At 55.8% G+C, this 17,008-nt stretch carries 18 protein-coding genes; 11 read left to right on the forward strand and 7 right to left on the reverse strand.

Features of this window, described 5'->3' with window-relative positions; genetic code table 11:
• Both rpsP and ffh read right to left on the reverse strand, forming a co-directional pair.
• Positions 1-252, reverse strand: a complete 252-nt coding sequence (gene rpsP, locus ACO05M_RS17395) for a 30S ribosomal protein S16 (protein ID WP_421865828.1) — start codon at positions 250-252, stop codon at positions 1-3.
• A 284-nt stretch (positions 253-536) separates the two neighbouring features.
• A complete protein-coding gene (ffh, locus tag ACO05M_RS17400; protein WP_421865829.1) occupies positions 537-1,964 on the reverse strand; it encodes a signal recognition particle protein in 1,428 nt (475 codons plus the stop codon).
• 309 nt (positions 1,965-2,273) lie between these two features.
• Here ffh and ACO05M_RS17405 point away from each other — a divergent pair, with 309 nt between their 5' ends.
• Together ACO05M_RS17405 and ACO05M_RS17410 are read left to right on the forward strand one after the other, a co-directional pair.
• On the forward strand, positions 2,274-3,065 hold the full coding sequence (locus tag ACO05M_RS17405) for a cytochrome C assembly family protein (protein WP_421865833.1): 792 nt from the start codon (positions 2,274-2,276) through the stop codon (positions 3,063-3,065).
• An 81-nt stretch (positions 3,066-3,146) separates the two neighbouring features.
• Entirely contained in the window at positions 3,147-4,415 is a 1,269-nt protein-coding gene (locus tag ACO05M_RS17410; protein ID WP_421865836.1) for an HlyC/CorC family transporter, read from the forward strand.
• 23 nt (positions 4,416-4,438) lie between these two features.
• Here the strand turns inward: ACO05M_RS17410 and ACO05M_RS17415 are convergent, their stop codons facing one another.
• The 3 genes from ACO05M_RS17415 to ACO05M_RS17425 form a co-directional block, all read right to left on the reverse strand.
• Positions 4,439-4,696, reverse strand: a complete 258-nt coding sequence (locus ACO05M_RS17415) for a DUF1289 domain-containing protein (RefSeq protein ID WP_421865839.1) — start codon at positions 4,694-4,696, stop codon at positions 4,439-4,441.
• On the reverse strand, positions 4,696-5,220 hold the full coding sequence (locus tag ACO05M_RS17420) for a gamma carbonic anhydrase family protein (protein ID WP_421865842.1): 525 nt from the start codon (positions 5,218-5,220) through the stop codon (positions 4,696-4,698). The genes ACO05M_RS17415 and ACO05M_RS17420 overlap by 1 nt, the downstream gene beginning before the upstream one ends.
• A gap of 110 nt (positions 5,221-5,330) precedes the next feature.
• Entirely contained in the window at positions 5,331-5,966 is a 636-nt protein-coding gene (locus tag ACO05M_RS17425) for a CoA pyrophosphatase (RefSeq protein ID WP_421865845.1), read from the reverse strand.
• Between the two features lie 115 nt (positions 5,967-6,081).
• On the opposite strand from ACO05M_RS17425, the gene ACO05M_RS17430 reads away from it, so the two are divergent.
• Positions 6,082-6,651, forward strand: coding sequence for an NUDIX hydrolase (locus ACO05M_RS17430; RefSeq protein WP_421865848.1), 570 nt, complete (start codon positions 6,082-6,084; stop codon positions 6,649-6,651).
• Positions 6,652-6,690: 39 nt separating this feature from the next.
• On the opposite strand, the gene ACO05M_RS17435 is transcribed toward ACO05M_RS17430, so the two are convergent.
• A complete protein-coding gene (locus tag ACO05M_RS17435) occupies positions 6,691-7,125 on the reverse strand; it encodes a globin (RefSeq protein WP_421865851.1) in 435 nt (144 codons plus the stop codon).
• A gap of 230 nt (positions 7,126-7,355) precedes the next feature.
• Here ACO05M_RS17435 and ACO05M_RS17440 point away from each other — a divergent pair, with 230 nt between their 5' ends.
• The 8 genes from ACO05M_RS17440 (at position 7,356) to ACO05M_RS17475 (ending at position 16,261) form a co-directional block, all read left to right on the forward strand.
• Positions 7,356-8,162: a transporter substrate-binding domain-containing protein gene (locus ACO05M_RS17440; protein ID WP_421865853.1), complete on the forward strand. Its 807-nt coding sequence runs from the start codon at positions 7,356-7,358 to the stop codon at positions 8,160-8,162.
• 111 nt (positions 8,163-8,273) lie between these two features.
• Entirely contained in the window at positions 8,274-9,224 is a 951-nt protein-coding gene (locus ACO05M_RS17445; RefSeq protein ID WP_421865856.1) for an amino acid ABC transporter permease, read from the forward strand.
• A 16-nt stretch (positions 9,225-9,240) separates the two neighbouring features.
• Positions 9,241-9,966: an amino acid ABC transporter ATP-binding protein gene (locus ACO05M_RS17450; protein WP_421870787.1), complete on the forward strand. Its 726-nt coding sequence runs from the start codon at positions 9,241-9,243 to the stop codon at positions 9,964-9,966.
• Positions 9,967-10,456: 490 nt separating this feature from the next.
• On the forward strand, positions 10,457-12,607 hold the full coding sequence (locus ACO05M_RS17455; protein WP_421865859.1) for an adenosylcobalamin-dependent ribonucleoside-diphosphate reductase: 2,151 nt from the start codon (positions 10,457-10,459) through the stop codon (positions 12,605-12,607).
• Between the two features lie 92 nt (positions 12,608-12,699).
• Complete coding sequence (locus ACO05M_RS17460) at positions 12,700-13,440, forward strand: NrdJb (RefSeq protein ID WP_421865862.1); 741 nt, start codon at positions 12,700-12,702, stop codon at positions 13,438-13,440.
• 105 nt (positions 13,441-13,545) lie between these two features.
• Positions 13,546-14,223 carry a hypothetical protein gene (locus ACO05M_RS17465; protein WP_421865865.1) on the forward strand — a complete coding sequence of 226 codons (678 nt, stop codon included), beginning with the start codon at positions 13,546-13,548 and terminating at the stop codon, positions 14,221-14,223.
• Between the two features lie 611 nt (positions 14,224-14,834).
• Positions 14,835-15,122 carry a hypothetical protein gene (locus ACO05M_RS17470; RefSeq protein ID WP_421865868.1) on the forward strand — a complete coding sequence of 96 codons (288 nt, stop codon included), beginning with the start codon at positions 14,835-14,837 and terminating at the stop codon, positions 15,120-15,122.
• A 674-nt stretch (positions 15,123-15,796) separates the two neighbouring features.
• On the forward strand, positions 15,797-16,261 hold the full coding sequence (locus tag ACO05M_RS17475) for a TerB family tellurite resistance protein (RefSeq protein ID WP_421865871.1): 465 nt from the start codon (positions 15,797-15,799) through the stop codon (positions 16,259-16,261).
• A 7-nt stretch (positions 16,262-16,268) separates the two neighbouring features.
• On the opposite strand, the gene ACO05M_RS17480 is transcribed toward ACO05M_RS17475, so the two are convergent.
• A complete protein-coding gene (locus tag ACO05M_RS17480) occupies positions 16,269-16,961 on the reverse strand; it encodes a DUF3047 domain-containing protein (protein WP_421865874.1) in 693 nt (230 codons plus the stop codon).
• Positions 16,962-17,008: the final 47 nt, after the last annotated feature.

Genomic DNA, 17,008 nt, shown 5'->3' on the forward strand with positions numbered 1-17,008 from the left:
TTATTCAGCGGTCTTGGCTGCTTCTTTCAGCAGCTTGGCAACACGGTCACTGGCCTGGGCGCCACGGCCCTGCCAGTAAGCAACGCGCTCCAGGTCAACGCGCAGACGCTCTTCCTGACCACGGGCGACCGGGTTGAAGAAACCCACACGCTCAATAAAGCGACCGTCACGTGCATTACGCTGGTCTGCAACGGAGATATGATAAAACGGACGCTTCTTGGAGCCTCCACGAGCCAAACGAATAACTACCATTCGCTTCGATCCTCTATTGGGTGGGTTTTGATATCGCCCACGATTTGTATTGCCTCGAAACACGCTCACCGATCGGCTCAAATAGAATCGACCGGCACGCACAACGAAGCCCGGTTCGGATGCCCCGACCACCAAACAGGCAGCGTAGCACCCCAATACGAAGGGCGGAAATTATACGCGAATAAACCGCCCTTGGAAAGACTAGTTTTTAATCAATTGTCCGACCCGTCTCGACACCGACCTGGTCATTTCAAACCAAGCCGCTCAAGGCCGAAAGGTGCGACCTAGCGCTTGCGGAATCCAGGCGGCAGCCCGCCCGGCATGCCTCCCATGCCCGGCATTCCGCCCATACCACCACCCATACCGGGCGGCATCATGCCTTTCATACCGCGCATCATCTTCGACATACCGCCCTTGCCGCCAAGCTTCTTCATCATTTTCTGCATCTGCTTGTGCTGCTTCAGGACCCGGTTCACATCCTGAATCTGGGTACCGGAGCCGGCGGCGATACGCTTCTTGCGCGAACCACTGATCACATCAGGGAAGCGACGTTCATGGGGCGTCATCGAGTTGATCACCGCCTCCATCTGCAGCATCCCCTTTTCGGCATTGGCACTCTCGGCCGCTTCAGCCAGTTTACCCATGCCCGGCAGTTTGGCCATCATCGCGCCCATACCGCCCATGTTCTTCATCTGTTGCAGCTGATCACGGAAGTCTTCCAGATCGAAGCCTTTACCCTTCTTCAGCTTGGCGGCCAGTTTGTCCGCCTTCTTCTTGTCGACCTTGTGCTCAACCTCTTCGATCAACGACAGCACGTCGCCCATGCCGAGGATTCGACTGGCCACCCGATCCGGGAAGAACGGCTCCAGCGCGTCGGTCTTCTCACCGACACCGAGGAATTTGATCGGCTTGCCGGTGATCTGGCGGACCGACAACGCCGCACCACCACGGGCGTCACCGTCGGTTTTGGTCAGAATCACACCGGTCAACGGCAGCACATCGTTAAACGCCTTGGCGGTGTTGGCGGCATCCTGACCGGTCATCGAGTCAACGGTGAATAGGGTTTCAACCGGCGTGATGGCCGCATGCAGACGCTTGATCTCGTCCATCATGTCGCCATCGACATGCAGACGACCGGCGGTATCGACAATCACCACATCGATATGCTGCTGTTTGGCGTGCTGAATCGCCCCCTGGGCAATATCGACCGGATCCTGATCGCTGCTGGACGGGAAGAAGTTGACGCCGACCTCGGCAGCCAGGGTTTCCAACTGCTTGATCGCCGCCGGACGGTAAACGTCGGCGGAGACCACCAGCACGGACTTTTTCTTGCGCTCTTTCAGCCAACGGGAGAGTTTGGCGACCGAGGTGGTTTTACCCGCCCCCTGCAGACCGGCCATCATCACCACGGCCGGCGGTTGTGCCGCCAGGTTGAGCTCTTCGTTGGCCGAGCCCATGACCTTGATCAGTTCTTCATTGACGATCTTAACGAACACCTGACCCGGATTCAGACTGGCACTGACTTCCTGACCGATCGCCCGCTCTTTGACGCCGTTAATGAACTCTTTGACGACCGGCAGGGCCACGTCCGCTTCCAGCAACGCCATCCGCACTTCGCGCAGCGTGCCTTTGATATTGTCTTCGGTCAGTTTGGCCTGACCGGTAACCGACTTGAGCGTCTGAGCCAGCCGCTCCGTCAAATTATTAAACATATTCCGCCTCTGGTACGTCCCGTAGATGGTAACGCCTGTAGTGCCATCCCCGGCCAGCTGAGCCTGTCGCATCTGCGTTCATCGATCTAAAATCGAGCAGTCACGCCAGCCCTCCGGCCGGTGCAAACCCGGCATTATACCCAAACCGATCCAACGGCTCTATCGCAGCGCGGAAACCCACCGCAAAATTGCGATAAATCAGCTCAGGACCAACCGCCAAGCCGGTTACCTAAGCCTCTATTCAAACTGCAAAATTTTTATGACACACTTAGCCGCTCAGCAGCCTCTCCACGAGTTATCCGAAACACCATGACACTGCTTCTGACCAGTATTTTCAGCGCTCTTATCTACCTGTTGGCCGGTGTGATCCAGGCCAGCGCCCTGAGCGGCAACAAACCGGCACCGCGTTCACTGGTCATGATGCTGGGGGCCGGTGCCTGGGTACTACACACCCTGTCGGTCTACCTGATTCTGCATCCGGGTAACGGCATCCAGCTGGGACTCTTCCCGGTCACCTCACTGATCGCCTGGCTGGTTTCAGGCCTGGTGATTCTCAGCTGCCTGAAGAAACCTCTGACAATGCTGTTCGTGGCTATTTTTCCCTGCGCCTCGATCTCGGTGTTGCTGGCAGCCCTGCTGCCCAGCGCCAACCTGCCGCAACAATACAGCGGCGGTGAAATTGCCCATATCCTGACCTCGATTCTGGCCTACAGCATTTTCGCCATCGCCGCCCTGCAGGCGATCGTACTGGCGCGTCAGGACCACGAACTGCGTAACCACCATGTTCGCGGCCTGGTTCGCTCGCTGCCGCCACTGCAGCTGATGGAGCAACTGCTGTTTGAGATGATCTGGCTCGGTTTTGCCCTGCTCAGCGCCTCGTTGCTGACCGGCTTGCTATTCCTGCAGGATATCTTCGCCCAGCACCTGGTCCACAAGACCGGCCTCTCCTTTATCGCCTGGGGCCTGTTCGCCATTCTATTGTGGGGCCGCCATCAAAAAGGCTGGCGTGGAATGAAGGCGATCCGCTGGATTCTCGGCGGTTTCCTGTTCCTGATGCTGGCCTACTTCGGCAGCAAGTTCGTCCTGGAACTGATGGTCTGATAAATCCATCGCGTCTAGGTTGACAGCCTCGATCTCAGCTTCCACAATCAGCTGCCCTATCGCAAAAAGGTCACCCTCGTCTTGGACGACGTATCGATAAGCCTACTCTTAGGCATTCTGGCACTTCTTATCGTTTGTTCAGCCTTCTTTTCCAGTTCTGAAACCGGAATGATGTCCCTGAACCGCTATCGGCTTCGCCATCTGGTTAAGAAGAACCATCGCGGCGCGATTCGTGCCAACCACCTGCTGGAGCGGCCCGATCGTCTGATCGGCGTGATTCTGATCGGCAACAACCTGGTCAATATCTGCGCCGCTTCCATCGCCACCGTGGTTGCAGTCCGCCTCTGGGGCGATGCCGGTATCGCCATCGCCACCTTCGGCCTGACCCTGATCATCCTGATCTTTGCCGAGGTCACGCCCAAGACCCTGGCTGCACTGCACCCGGAAAAAATCGCCTTCCCGGCCGCACTGATTTTACGGCCGCTGCTGGTGCTGCTGTACCCGGCCGTGTGGATGGTCAACGGCATCACCAACGGCCTGTTGAAGCTGTTCGGCGTCAAGATGAGCGGCAACGATCACCATCACCTCAGCACCGAAGAGCTGCGCACCCTGGTCAACGAGGCCGGCGCCCTGCTTCCGCAACGCAACCAATCGATGCTACTGGGTATTCTGGAGCTCGAAGAGGTCCGGGTTCAGGATGTGATGATTCCCCGCAACGAAGTGGTCGGCATTGATCTGGAAGCTGAGGATGAAGAGATCCTGGCGGTGATCAGCAACTGCGATCACACCCGCCTGCCGGTCTACAAAGGCGATATCAACCAGGTGGTGGGCATCCTGCACCTGCGCAACATGACCAAGGTGTTCAACGAGTCCGGCTTCAGCAAAGCCGCGCTGCTGCAGGTGATTCGCGAACCCTACTTTATCCCGGAAACCACCCAGCTACAGACCCAGCTGTTCCACTTCCAGAAAGAGGGCCGCCGCATCGGCCTGGTGGTCGACGAGTACGGTGACATTCAGGGGATCTGCACCCTGGAAGATATTCTCGAAGAGATCGTCGGCGAACTGACCGACGACCGTCGACCGGAAAACCAGGATATCCATCCGCAGGATGACGGCACCTTCTTTATTGATGGATCGGCGACCATCCGTGATATCAATAAGGCGATGGATTGGGAGTTACCGGTTGACGGTCCCAAAACCCTCAACGGCCTGATCACCGAACGGCTCGAATTTATTCCCGAAACCAACGTCTGCCTGCAGATCGACCGGCACCGGATCGAAACGATCCAGGTGCAGGACAATCTGGTCAAGATGGCACGGGTTTCGGCGCCGCTCAACCGCGACGACTAGCCTGCTCGCGCAGCCTGAGGCGCTTAGTGTCGGCGACCGGTTAATCGCCCCAGCAGCCCGGTGCGCCGCTGGGCCTTGCGCTGTTGAATAGCCGCCAGCACCTGTCGGCGTTGATGATTGTCCATCTGCTTCCAACCAGCCACCTCATCGACATGCCGATAACAGCCGGTACAGATCTGCTTGGCATTCAGTTCGCAAGCCGCAATACAGGGCGACGGGATCGGTCGTTCGGTCTCGGTGTTTGCAGCAGCATCAACCGGTTCATAAATTTCCACCGCCATCAGTCGATCTGCACCAGGGTGCGGCAGTAACGCTGCATATTACCGATATAGTGTTCGGCATTGTGACGCAGCCCTTCGGCTTCGGCTTCGGTCAGCTGGCGTTTGATCTTGCCGGGACTGCCGACCACCAGCGAACCATCCGGCACCTCCATCCCCTCCGGGATCAATGCATTGGCACCGATCAGGCAGTTACGACCAATCTTGGCACCGTTAAGCACCACCGCGTTGATACCGATCAGCGAATTATCCCCCACCGAACAACCGTGCAGCATCGCCTTATGACCGACGGTGACATTGTTGCCCAAGGTCAGCGCGTAGCCCGGATCGGTGTGCATCACCGCCCCATCCTGAATATTGCTGCCATCGCCCAGATGGATCGGCTCGTTGTCGGCACGCACTACCGCGTTGAACCAGATACTGACCTGGTGACCGATATGGACCGAACCGATCACTGTGGCATTGGCGGCGACAAAATGCTCCTCGGAGGCGAACTCGACCCGACGACCATCGACGTGAAAAATCATAGACTGGCTCCGCTAGGAAATAGAAAACTGTCCGCAGATCGTATAGCAATCGATCTGCCGGTGACATCCCGAAATGACTCGGATTCCAATCATTTCGTAGTAGCCCGGACTTAACGCCTCCGCTCTGGTCGCGACTCCAGCGGCAAACCGGCGTCAAAACCCTGATTGAGCATCTCCACCAGAATAAAGGCACTCAACCCCCAGATCACATAGCCCTGATAGTCGTAGCGCGGCATGTGGATGCTGCGACCTTCGAAGCTGAGCTTCTCCATCTGGAACTGGCTGCGGTCCAACAGAAAACTCAACGGCACCTTGAACAGGCTTTCCAGCTCATCCGGATTGGGGGTCAACGGCTGCTGTTCGGAGATAACGCCCAGAAACGGTGACACCAGAAAGCCGTGTTTGGACACCACCTGCCCCAGCGGCCCCACTACCTCGACCCGCTCCGGCGCCAGATCGATCTCTTCGTGGGATTCCCGCAGCGCGGTGGCCAATAGATCAGTGTCCTCCGGGTCCCGCTTGCCCCCGGGAAAAGCCACCTCGCCGGCGTGACTGGATAGCCGGCTGGCCCGCCGGGTCAGCACCACCTGAGGGTCATCCGGATGGTCGGTCAGCGCCACCAGCACACCGGCCTCAGGCATCGACAGCTTCAGTCGTCGAATCGGCTGGCGCCGCATCCGTCGGCTCAACTGCTGCGACAGCGTGGAGCCCGGCAGTACATCTTGATCGGCGCAGGGTTTGAACATGGCCAGAGTTTCTCGACTGAGCTATTGATTGAAGTAGGAATTGTCATACATCATAGCCCGACGCCTACAATAACGAGAAGCCGCCGGAAGCGGAGGTTTTTGCTAAGGAGCCTGGATGAACTACTGCAGCGAGTGCGGCGCCGCCGTCCATCAACGTATTCCGGAGGGGGATAACCGCCCCCGTTACGTATGCAGCCAATGCGATACCATCCACTACCAGAACCCCCGAATTATTGCCGGCTGCCTGCCGGTCTACGGCGACAAGGTACTGTTGTGCAAACGCGCCATCGAGCCCTGCTACGGCCTCTGGACCCTCCCGGCCGGCTTTATGGAGAACGGTGAGACCACCCAGGAAGCCGCGATGCGCGAGACCCGCGAGGAAGCCTGCGCCGAGGTGGAGCTCAAGGGTCTCTACACTATTACCAGCATCACCCCGATCAACCAGGTGCAGATGTTTTATCTGGCCGAGATGCCGGCGCCCGAGTTTGACGCCGGTGAAGAAACCCTGGAAGCCCAGCTGTTTGCCGAGGACGAGATCCCCTGGGATCAACTGGCGTTTCGCACCGTGATCAATGCGCTGAAGTTCTATTTTGAAGATCGGAAAAGCGGTGAATTCCCGATGCGCCATGTCGATATCACCGGAGAACGCAATCGACTGGGCAGCGATCCCGGTCGTCAATCCTGACGTCCTGCTCCGGCCACCGACGCCCGATGCCCAGGCCGCTCAATAGGCGGCCTTCATATAGGCGATCCCCTGCTCCAGCTCGCTACGCCATGCTTGCTCCAACTCGTCATCGAATCCCGGATCAAAGCGCGCTACCGTCAACAACAGGCTCTCGAGCCAGCAATCGTATAGCCGGGCCGGCACATCAACACCGCTGCGGCTGTGCAGTTTGGCGATCTGGCGTAATGCCTTGGGCTCTGACGCCGACCGGTCTCCGCCGAGCATCAGATCCAGCGACGCCCTGAGCATCAGCACCTGATGATCCATATCGGTATTGGCAAATTTCTGCGCCACCTCCGGTGAGGCCTCAATAAAACGCAGGTAGAACTCCTGCAGAAAATGAAAGTCCTCCAGGCAACGCTGGTAGCTACGCCAGACGCGATCCGCCGACTCGTTCGAGACACCCTTAATGCCAGCATTCATAACCACGTTCATATCGCCCCCCTGTACCCAGACAACTTGATTAGGTTTAGATCAGAGGTCCTAAACTGGCAAGTTCATGCCGGGCATCCGTTGTAAAAACTTTTGACACCACTGGCGAAAAAGCCGCTTTTCGTCCACTTTTATCTGACGATATGACCCGTTAGCGATTTTTGTGTGCAAAATATTCAATTAACGTGCAAAATATCGCACTCGTTTAGACCCACCAACAGAGTGAGAACAATATGAAGAAACTGCTGGTTGCTGCATCGCTGATGCTGTCCTCTGCGCTGACCCAGGCCTCCGACATTTCCCTGTGGGAGAAGTCGACCCTGAATGAAATCGTCAAGCGCGGTGAGCTTCAGGTCTGTATGGAAGCGGGCTACATGCCGTTTGAGATGCGGAATAAGAAGGGCAATATCGTCGGCTTCGACGTCGATATGGCCAAAGCGATGGCTAAGGCGATGAAGGTCAAGCTGGACCTTCGCAACACCGCCTGGGACGGAATCATTCCGGCACTGCTGACCGCCAAGTGCGACATCATCATGTCCGGCATGACCGTAACCGCCGAGCGTAACCTGAAAGTCAACTTCGCCAACCCGTACATCGTCGTCGGTCAGACCATCCTGGTCCGCCCGGAGCTGGCTGATAAGATCACCAACTACCGCGACCTGAACGATCCGAAGTACGTTGTGGCCACCAAGCTGGGCACCACCGGCGACATCGCCACCAAGAAGTACATCGGCAAATCCAACATCCGTCTGTTCGAAACCGAGTCAGAGGGTGCACTGGAAGTGGTTAACGGCAACGCCGACGCGTTCGTTTACGACCTGCCGTTCAACGCCATCTACAGCTCGCAGAACTCCGACAAGGTGGTTCACCTGGACGACTCCTTCACCTACGAGCCGCTGGGCTGGGCGATCCGCAAGGGTGATCCAGACTTCCTGAACTTCCTCAACAACTTCCTGGCACAAGTCAAAGGTGACGGCACCTACGACAAGATCTACAACAAGTGGTTCGCCAGCGATGAATGGCTGAAGAGCGTACAATAAGCGCTTTCCGGGGCTCCGACAGGAGCCCCACTCATATCACCATTAGAGTGATAATTTCCAACCTGGTCCTTAGGGCCAGCGACCTGTCAAAGACTGAAACCCGAGCAATCGATGGAAAAGCAGTATAACAACGCTTTCTGGCATCTGGTGTTCGTGGCGATCCTGTTAGCGATCGGCACCGGCGTCTACCTGTCCAGTAAAAGTATCGACTACACGTGGCGCTGGGAGCGGATTCCGCAGTACCTGATCAACACTGAGCCGCAGGACATTACGGCGCCCTTTGACGGCACCGTCGAACTCAGTGATAACGAAAAGACCATCACCCTGATTCCCGACAGCGGCGAAGATCCCTTCGTGCTGAAGCAGTTCGATATCCTCAGCGTTGATGACGGCGACATCGTCTTCGAAGGCGACGCCCTCGCCGGACTGGATAACTGGCAGATCGGCCCGATCACCTGGGGTCTGGTCATGACCCTGAAGATCTCGATGGTGTCGTTGGTCTTCGCGCTGATTATCGGTCTGTTTACCGGCCTGGCCCGGATCTCGGCCAACCCGGCCCTGCGCAACCTGTCGATCACCTATATCGAACTGGTGCGTGGTACCCCGCTGCTGGTACAGATCTTTATCTTCTACTTCTTTATCGGCACGGTATTGGAGCTGGACCGCTTCACCGCCGGTGTCGCCGCGCTGGCCGTCTTTACCGGCGCCTATATCGCCGAAATTATCCGTTCGGGCATCCAGTCGATCCATCCGGGTCAGATGGAAGCGGCCCGCTCGCTGGGGATGAACTACGTCCAGGCGATGGTCTATGTCATCCTGCCGCAGGCGTTCAAGCGTACCCTGCCGCCGATGGCCGGCCAGTTTATCAACCTGATCAAGGACTCCTCGCTGGTGTCGGTCATCTCGATCACCGATCTGAGTAAAGCCGGCCGTGAGGTGGTTAACTCCACCTTCGCCCCGTTTGAAGTCTGGTTCACCGTGGCGCTGTTGTACCTGGTGCTGACCGGCGCTTTATCCTGGATGGTCCAGAAACTTGAGAAGAGGCTAGCCGCCAGTGACTGAGCAAATCGATCCCAGCATTATCGTTGCCCGTGACGTCGACAAGATCTATCCCAACGGCTGTCACGCGCTCAAAGAGGTCTCCCTGACCGTCAACCGCGGCGAAGTGGTCGTGGTCGTCGGCCCCAGTGGCTCGGGCAAATCCACCTTCCTGCGGACCCTGAATCAGCTGGAGACCACCTCCGGCGGCAGCATCCGCATCGACGGCATCTGCCTGCAGGACCCGAAGACCGACATCAACCAGATTCGCGCCGAAGTGGGCATGGTGTTCCAGTCGTTCAACCTGTTCCCGCACAAGACCGCACTGGAAAATGTCATGTTGGCACCGATGAAAGTGCTGAAGAAGTCCCGTGACGATGCCGAACAAAAAGGCAAGGAATTGATGCTCAAGGTCGGCCTGTCCGAACGGATGCACAGCTTCCCGTCGCAGCTCTCCGGTGGTCAGCAGCAGCGCGTCGCCATCGCCCGTGCGCTGGCGATGATGCCGATGATCATGCTGTTCGACGAACCCACCAGTGCGCTGGACCCGGAGATGGTCGGCGAGGTGCTCGACGTTATGCAGAGCCTGGCCAAAGAGGGCATGACCATGGTGGTGGTGACCCACGAGATGGGCTTCGCCCGCGAAGTGGCCGACCGGGTGGTGTTTATGGAAGATGGTGAGCTGGTGGTGGAAGACACCCCGGAGAACTTCTTCAACAACCCCACCAACCCGCGTCTGAAGAAGTTTCTGGGTCAGGTGCTGTAAAGCCACCCACCCTGCCATCGACGCATCAATAAGGCCGCTTCGTGCGGCCTTTTTTGTGGGCGGACCAGTTACCTCGCAACACAACCACTGGTGTCACAGCGAAAACACCAGCCACAACAGATTGTGCGACGCCTTCCTATCGGGCACCAGATATAGTGATCCGACCGACAGCCCTTCTATACCAATTCGAGCTAAGAAAAAGTTTTTTTATAAAGAAACGCACAAAATGTAAGTACCCACTTACCCCCGGTTTGTGACGATTAATCGTCACTGTTTATTAAGCGATCAAGATCCGGTCAATTTTCTGACGTCATAGCATTTTTCGCGCCAAATCTACATGTTGTGCCGCTCTGCCGGGCGGGCATACAATATCTGCCAATCGACAGCTAAGGCGAACCCAACCGGGTAGTACCCGCCTGCTGATCGCCCGGGAACATGGACTTCCCGATAATTTCTAAAACCTTGTCGTATCAGGAAAAAGGCCATCTCAATGACTGCCACCCTTCAGGTCGTATCACCTAAAGAGCAAGAAATTCCCTACCAAGACGCCTCGCTGGATATCTGGGACTCCAAATATCGCCTCAAAGCCAAAGATGGCCATGTACTGGATCAGGACATGGACGCCACCTTCCGTCGCGTCGCCAAGGCCCTGGCCGAAGTTGAGAAAGGCAAGAAGAACCAGCAGAAGTGGGAAGAGGAGTTTCTGTGGGCTCTGCGTCGTGGCGCGGTCCCGGCCGGTCGTGTGATGTCCAACGCCGGTGCCCAGGAGCACAAGCCGGCCACCTCCACCATCAACTGCACCGTGTCCGGCACCATCCATGACTCCATGGACGATATTCTGGGTAAGAACCTGGAAGCAGGTCTGACTCTGAAAGCCGGTTGCGGTATCGGTTACGAATTCTCCACCCTGCGTCCGAAGAACGCCTACGTCTCCGGTGCCGGCGCCTACACCTCCGGTCCGCTGTCGTTCATGGATATCTTCGACAAGATGTGTTTCACCGTCTCCTCCGCCGGTGGCCGCCGTGGCGCCCAGATGGCGACCTTCGACATCGGTCACCCGGACGTGGTCGATTTCATCCGTGCCAAGCGTGAAGACGGTCGTCTGCGTCAGTTCAACCTGTCGCTGCTGATCACCGACGAGTTCATCCAGGCGGTCAAGAACGACGCCGACTGGCAGCTGGCCTTCCCGATGACCCACAAAGAGGTCGAGCGTGACGGCATCGATCTGGACGACGCCGAGCAGGTGATCTGGCGCGAGTGGCCCACCAAGGACAACTACGTCACTAACGATTCCGGTCTGGTGGCCTGCCGTATCACCAAGACCATCCGTGCGCAGCAGCTGTGGAACGTCATCATGACCTCCACCTACGACTTCGCCGAGCCGGGCTTCATCCTGATCGACAAGGTCAACGAACAGAACAACAACTGGTTCTGCGAAAACATCCGCGCCACCAACCCCTGTGGCGAACAGCCGCTGCCCCCATACGGCAGCTGTCTGCTGGGCTCGGTCAACCTGACCCGCTTCGTGGTCGAGCCGTTCACCGACAAGGCTCGTTTCGACTGGGAAGGCTTCCGCAAGACCGTTTCCATCTTCACTCGGATGCTCGACAACGTGGTCGAGATCAACGGCCTGCCGCTGCCGCAGCAGCGTCACGAGATCGAGACCAAGCGTCGTCACGGCATGGGCTACCTGGGCCTGGGCTCCACCGTCACCATGATGCAGATGCAGTACGGCGACGAAGCCTCCGTGGCCTTCGCCGAAGAGGTGACCAAAGAGCTGGCGCTGACCGGCTGGCGCACCGGCCTTGAACTGGCCGAAGAGAAAGGTCCGGCGCCGATCATGAACGAAGAGTTCGAAGTCACCGGTGAGATGCTGCGTAAGCGCCCGGAGATGGCCGAAGACGGCTACAAGGTTGGCGACAAGGTCACCGGCAAGGTGCTGCACGCCAAATACAGCCGCTACATGCAGAAAGTCGCCGAGGTCGATCCCGAGCTGGCGGCCGCGCTGGCCGAGAAGGGCTGTCGTTTCACCCATCACAGCTCCATCGCCCCCACCGGCACCATCTCGCTGTCGGTCGGCAACAACGCCAGTAACGGTATCGAGCCGAGCTTCGCCCACCACTACTCGCGCAACATCATCCGTGAAGGCAAGAAGACTAAAGAGAAGGTCGACGTGTTCTCCTACGAGCTGCTGGCCTACCGCGAGCTGATCAACGAAAACGCGATGCCCTACTCCGATGACCCGGCCCAGCAGCTGCCGGACTACTTCATCACCGCCGAGGACATCACCCCGCAGCAGCACGTCGACATCCAGGCCGCGGCGCAGAAGTGGATCGACTCGTCGATCTCCAAGACCGCCAACGTCCCGACCGACTACCCCTACGATGACTTCAAGAGCATCTACCTGTACGCCTACGACCAGGGTCTGAAGGGCTGCACCACCTTCCGCTTCAACCCGGAAGCGTTCCAGGGGGTACTGGTCAAAGAGCAGGATCTGGAAAACACCACCTACCAGTTCACTCTGGAAGATGGCAGCACCGTCGAGTTCAAGGGTAACGAAGAGGTCGAGTACGACGGCGAGATTCACACCGCCGCCAACCTGTTCGACGCCCTCAAAGAAGGCTACTACGGCAAGTTCTAACCAACACCGTTACAAAACGCCGTTACAACAAGACACCGGCGCGCTGAGACACAAATACCAGCGCGCCCGACGGACAACGACAGGAAAACACCATGTCAGCGAACAAAATCGATAAGAAGATCACCGGCTTCAAGGTGGTCAGCGCCGAAGAGAAAGCGCAACAGGCCGAGAAAGCCGCCGAGCAGGCCAAGCAATCCCTGGAGCGGGTCCACGAAGACCTGGCCCGTCCCGAGTTTCTGATGGGCTCCACCTACAAGATCAAGACCCCGATGTCCGAGCACGCGCTCTACATCACCATCAACGACATCGTTTTGAACCAGGGCACCGAGCACGAACAGCGCCACCCCTACGAGATGTTCATCAACTCGAAGAACATGGAGCAGTTCCAGTGGATCGTCGCCCTGACCCGGGTTATCTCGGCGGTCTTCCGTAAGGGTGGTGACATCAACTTTATGGTCGAAGAGCTCAAGGCCGTATTCGACCCCAAAGGTGGTTACTTCAAGAAGGGCGGTAAGTTCATGCCCTCGCTGGTGGCCGAGATCGGTGAAGCGATCGAACAGCACCTCAAGCATATCGGTCTGATCGAGAGCGACGAGCTGGACGAGCACCAGAAGGCCCTGATCGCCAGCAAGCGTGCCGAGTACGAAGCCAAGAAGACCGAAGCCGCGGCCGCCGCAGCGTCCGACGCCGTCAACGACGCTTCTGCTGGTGCCAGCAGCTCAGCGGAATTCCCGCCGGATGCGCAGCTGTGCGGCAAGTGTAATGTGAAGGCCGCAATCCTGATGGATGGGTGTTATACCTGTCTGAATTGTGGTGATTCTAAGTGTGGCTAATGATTAGCCTTCTTAGTTGAGATTTGAAAGCCGAAGTATGGATTGCCCCGCTTCGGCTTTTTACTTCTCTAAGTAGTAAATATAACTTCTTATTTCACATTAGCTATGGAAACAAAACTTAAAAACAAAATACAGTGCATTTTATCTGAGATTGGAAAAACTAATACAATAAACTACCAATCCTTAACACCTTTAATAAAATATACTAGAGAATTACTAGAGTTTACGCAGAATAAAAAGCGGTTTTCAACACTAAATTTTTATTGCAACTGGTTTTTACATACTCGTTTAAGCCAAGGTGTATGGCTAGCTAAGTTTTTTGAGTCTATTAATGATACCTATCATGACGAGAAGGCACGAAGTGATAACAATTACTTTCTATCCCAAGTTACAAGCAAAATAGCATTTGATTTACTACGATATGAGCTGGACCACCTATTCGATGAATCTGATATTGAATCAAAAATAATTCAGGATGATCGTTTCTGGTATGCTTTCTTATCTATATTAACTGATGATTTGATAGACAAGAAACTTACATTTCCTTTGGACAAAGGTAGTAAAAAGACCAAACAACGAATTCAGACAAAAAATAACAGATTAAGTCGCCCTGTATTCCCAGAAGAGTTTTATTTTTCTAATGATGAAAATAACAAAGTTAAATGGAATATAGTATTCAGCGGCTCAGAAAATTTTTTCCCAAACGGTTTTCATCTAGTTGGAGAAGCATCTCATAACCTAAATGTAAGCATCGCTGACAACGTTATAAGTTATAGAGAATAATTTACTCTCTCTGAATTAATGAAAGTCTAGGTAGTTCTGCTTGCGCCCACCCGGGCGCATTCCTTTTGTCGGCAAACAAAAGGAATCAAAAATTGCTTGCCCGATGACTTGTCGGCTTCGCCGATACCCTGCGCGTTGACTTCGGAAATGGGCACCGATTGAACTCGGCCTGCGGCCTCAGACAGTAATCGGCGCTGATCCATTTCCAAAGCCAATGCTCGGCTACGTCAAGGGCGGTTGAGACCGTGCCAGCCGAAACTCCGACGTATCAGAACGGACAAAGCCGGGACAGATTTATTTATCCTGATTTACTAAGTTGCCGTATATCTCCCTTTGCGCCCACCCGGGCGCATTCCTTTTGTCAGCAAACAAAAGGAATCAAAAGTTGCTTTGCCCGATGACTTGGCCCTTCGGGCTACCCTGCGCGTTGTCTTTGCAAATGGGCACCGATTGAACTCGGCCTGCGGCCTCAGACAGTAATCGGTGCTGATCCATTTCCAAAGCCAATGCTCGGCTGCGTCAAGGGCGGTTGATTCCGTGCCAGCCGAAACTCCGACGTATCAGAACAAACGCCAACTTCCCCTTTGCGCCGGTGAGCATTGAGCTGGCCGATGGATCAGCGTAGACGGCTGTTTGAGGGAGCGCAGCGAGCGAGTTTCCGTCGTAGCCCATCGGGCAGTTCAACGCGCAACGAAGTCGGCGTAGCCGACCAAGCAACGGGGCGCGCTTTCTTTGGTTCTGTTTCTTTGCCGCGTGGCAAAGAAATGAACGCGCTCGGCAAGAGCGCAATAAAAGCCTCAAGGCGTGCAGCAAACCAGAACAAACTCCCCTCCTCTCTCTGCACAATGAAAATGGAACACAATGAAAACGGGACAGATTTATTTATCCTGAGTTTCTAGGTATCTCCTTTTGCGTCCACCCGGGCGCATCCCTTTTGTCAGCAAACAAAAGGAATCAAAAGTTGCTTGCCCGATGACTTGTCGGCTTCGCCGATACCCTGCGCGTTGTCTTCGGAAATGGGCACCGATTTAACTCGGCCTTCGTCCTCAAACAGTAATCGGTGCTGATCCATTTCCAAAGCCAATGCTCGGCTGCGTCAAGGGCGGTTTAGACCGTGCCAGCCGAAACAACTCTGTTTTCCTTTCTCACTTAACACCGCAACTTCAGTACAAACTCCCCTTCCCCCTTTGCGAAGGTGAGCATTGCAGCCTGGCAATGGAGAAAAGCGATTGATGTTTGAGAGAGCGAAGCGAACGAGTTCCAATCGCGGCCATTGCCAGGCGAAACGCGCAACGAAGTCGGCAACGCCGACCAAGCAGTGGGGCGCGCTTTCTTTGGTTCCGTTTCTTTGCCGCGTGGCAAAGAAATGAACGCGCTCGGGAGAGCGCAACAAAAGCCATCAGCCAACACGTTAAGTCAGGTCAACACCAACCTATACCAACCAGAAACCCGGAACAGATTGATCCGTCTGCAGGTCATAACACCTATAGCATCGGCTGTCCGTTCTAGCCCCACACGCCATCGAACGACCCTGTGTACACTAAATCCAACAATAACCAGCCAGATTCGCCCTATGATTGAGCAAATATCCAAGTTCTTCAGTAACTGCTTTGAGATCAGCGACGACGAGGCTCCAGCCGACAACGAGCGTTCGCTCCAACTGGCAACGGCAGCCTTGCTGATAGAAGTGTCACGGGCAGATTTCAGTGTCGATGACACCGAACGACAGGCGGTAATTGAGTTACTGGACAGCCAGTTCGAACTGACCAAACCAGAACTGGAAAAGCTGATCGAACTGGCCGAGCAGGAAGCCGACCAAGCCACCTCGCTGTATCAATTCACCCGGCTGATCAATGATGCCTTCAGTGCCGAGCAGAAACGGCTGTTGGTGCTCAATTTATGGAAGGTCGCGCTCGCCGATGGCTATATCGACAAACACGAAGATCATCTGATTCGTAAAGTCGCCGATCTGATCCATGTTTCTCACCGGGACTTTATCCGAACCAAACTCACCCTGACGGAGAATTCTGATCCCTAGTCAGCGATCAGCCCTCATCACGCGGATGGAAACGGATGGCTGAGAACCAGGCGGTTCCCTGACTTCCCGTGTTATCGCCATCAACCATTACGGCATAGCCATCCAGTTCCGCAACGTCCTCGCCAAAGTACTGTTTAAAGTCCTCGACCAGATCTCGTTTCAGCGCCACCCAGGACCCCACCCGCGCATCCCCGGCATCGACTGCGACCATATGAGATTGTTCGGTATAGGGGCTTGGCCAGTGATCGCCTTTCACTCCACTGGAGGACCAGACGTAATTGATGGCCAGGGTTTGCCAGGGCAACCAGCCATTCCGAACTACCACATAAATCCGAGCAGGATAATCATCCCCTTCTCGAGATTTCTCGCTGATGCCATGGCGGTAGATATCGTTGATTTTCCAGCGCCAGCTGACGACGGGGGTCTTTTGGAGGTCTATCTGCTGCCGTCGATAGAGCAACGACGCGGTACCCTTTGCCTCGCCCTTGATAACCTCGACGCCATCCTGCTCGGTGATGGTATAACGGGTATTGCCGACGAATGACTCCTCCTCCCACCGGGGCGCCTCCGGCGCCGCACTAACCTGCACCACCAAGATGATCTGCAGAAATACTGGGATGAACCCTCTGATACGAACAGGCCTCATTCTGTTACCTCTAAATAGCATCGCGCCCGGCAAGAACGCCACACAAACCATCATTATTCGCCCTCGTTTGGACATAGATGGTCATGAAGCGGTGCGGTGGG

Source organism: Motiliproteus sp. (genome assembly GCF_965230735.1).
Taxonomy (GTDB): domain Bacteria; phylum Pseudomonadota; class Gammaproteobacteria; order Pseudomonadales; family Balneatricaceae; genus Motiliproteus.

What these genes read in the sequence shown, in the direction of transcription:
- rpsP (WP_421865828.1), bottom strand. Translation starts at nt 252, where the DNA reads ATGGTAGTTATTCGTTTGGCTCGTGGAGGCTCCAAGAAGCGTCCGTTT.
- ffh (WP_421865829.1), bottom strand. Translation starts at nt 1,964, where the DNA reads ATGTTTAATAATTTGACGGAGCGGCTGGCTCAGACGCTCAAGTCGGTT.
- ACO05M_RS17405 (WP_421865833.1), top strand. Translation starts at nt 2,274, where the DNA reads ATGACACTGCTTCTGACCAGTATTTTCAGCGCTCTTATCTACCTGTTG.
- ACO05M_RS17415 (WP_421865839.1), bottom strand. Translation starts at nt 4,696, where the DNA reads ATGGCGGTGGAAATTTATGAACCGGTTGATGCTGCTGCAAACACCGAG.
- ACO05M_RS17420 (WP_421865842.1), bottom strand. Translation starts at nt 5,220, where the DNA reads ATGATTTTTCACGTCGATGGTCGTCGGGTCGAGTTCGCCTCCGAGGAG.
- ACO05M_RS17425 (WP_421865845.1), bottom strand. Translation starts at nt 5,966, where the DNA reads ATGTTCAAACCCTGCGCCGATCAAGATGTACTGCCGGGCTCCACGCTG.
- ACO05M_RS17430 (WP_421865848.1), top strand. Translation starts at nt 6,082, where the DNA reads ATGAACTACTGCAGCGAGTGCGGCGCCGCCGTCCATCAACGTATTCCG.
- ACO05M_RS17435 (WP_421865851.1), bottom strand. Translation starts at nt 7,125, where the DNA reads ATGAACGTGGTTATGAATGCTGGCATTAAGGGTGTCTCGAACGAGTCG.
- ACO05M_RS17440 (WP_421865853.1), top strand. Translation starts at nt 7,356, where the DNA reads ATGAAGAAACTGCTGGTTGCTGCATCGCTGATGCTGTCCTCTGCGCTG.
- ACO05M_RS17445 (WP_421865856.1), top strand. Translation starts at nt 8,274, where the DNA reads ATGGAAAAGCAGTATAACAACGCTTTCTGGCATCTGGTGTTCGTGGCG.
- ACO05M_RS17455 (WP_421865859.1), top strand. Translation starts at nt 10,457, where the DNA reads ATGACTGCCACCCTTCAGGTCGTATCACCTAAAGAGCAAGAAATTCCC.
- ACO05M_RS17460 (WP_421865862.1), top strand. Translation starts at nt 12,700, where the DNA reads ATGTCAGCGAACAAAATCGATAAGAAGATCACCGGCTTCAAGGTGGTC.
- ACO05M_RS17465 (WP_421865865.1), top strand. Translation starts at nt 13,546, where the DNA reads ATGGAAACAAAACTTAAAAACAAAATACAGTGCATTTTATCTGAGATT.
- ACO05M_RS17470 (WP_421865868.1), top strand. Translation starts at nt 14,835, where the DNA reads ATGGATCAGCGTAGACGGCTGTTTGAGGGAGCGCAGCGAGCGAGTTTC.
- ACO05M_RS17475 (WP_421865871.1), top strand. Translation starts at nt 15,797, where the DNA reads ATGATTGAGCAAATATCCAAGTTCTTCAGTAACTGCTTTGAGATCAGC.
- ACO05M_RS17480 (WP_421865874.1), bottom strand. Translation starts at nt 16,961, where the DNA reads ATGATGGTTTGTGTGGCGTTCTTGCCGGGCGCGATGCTATTTAGAGGT.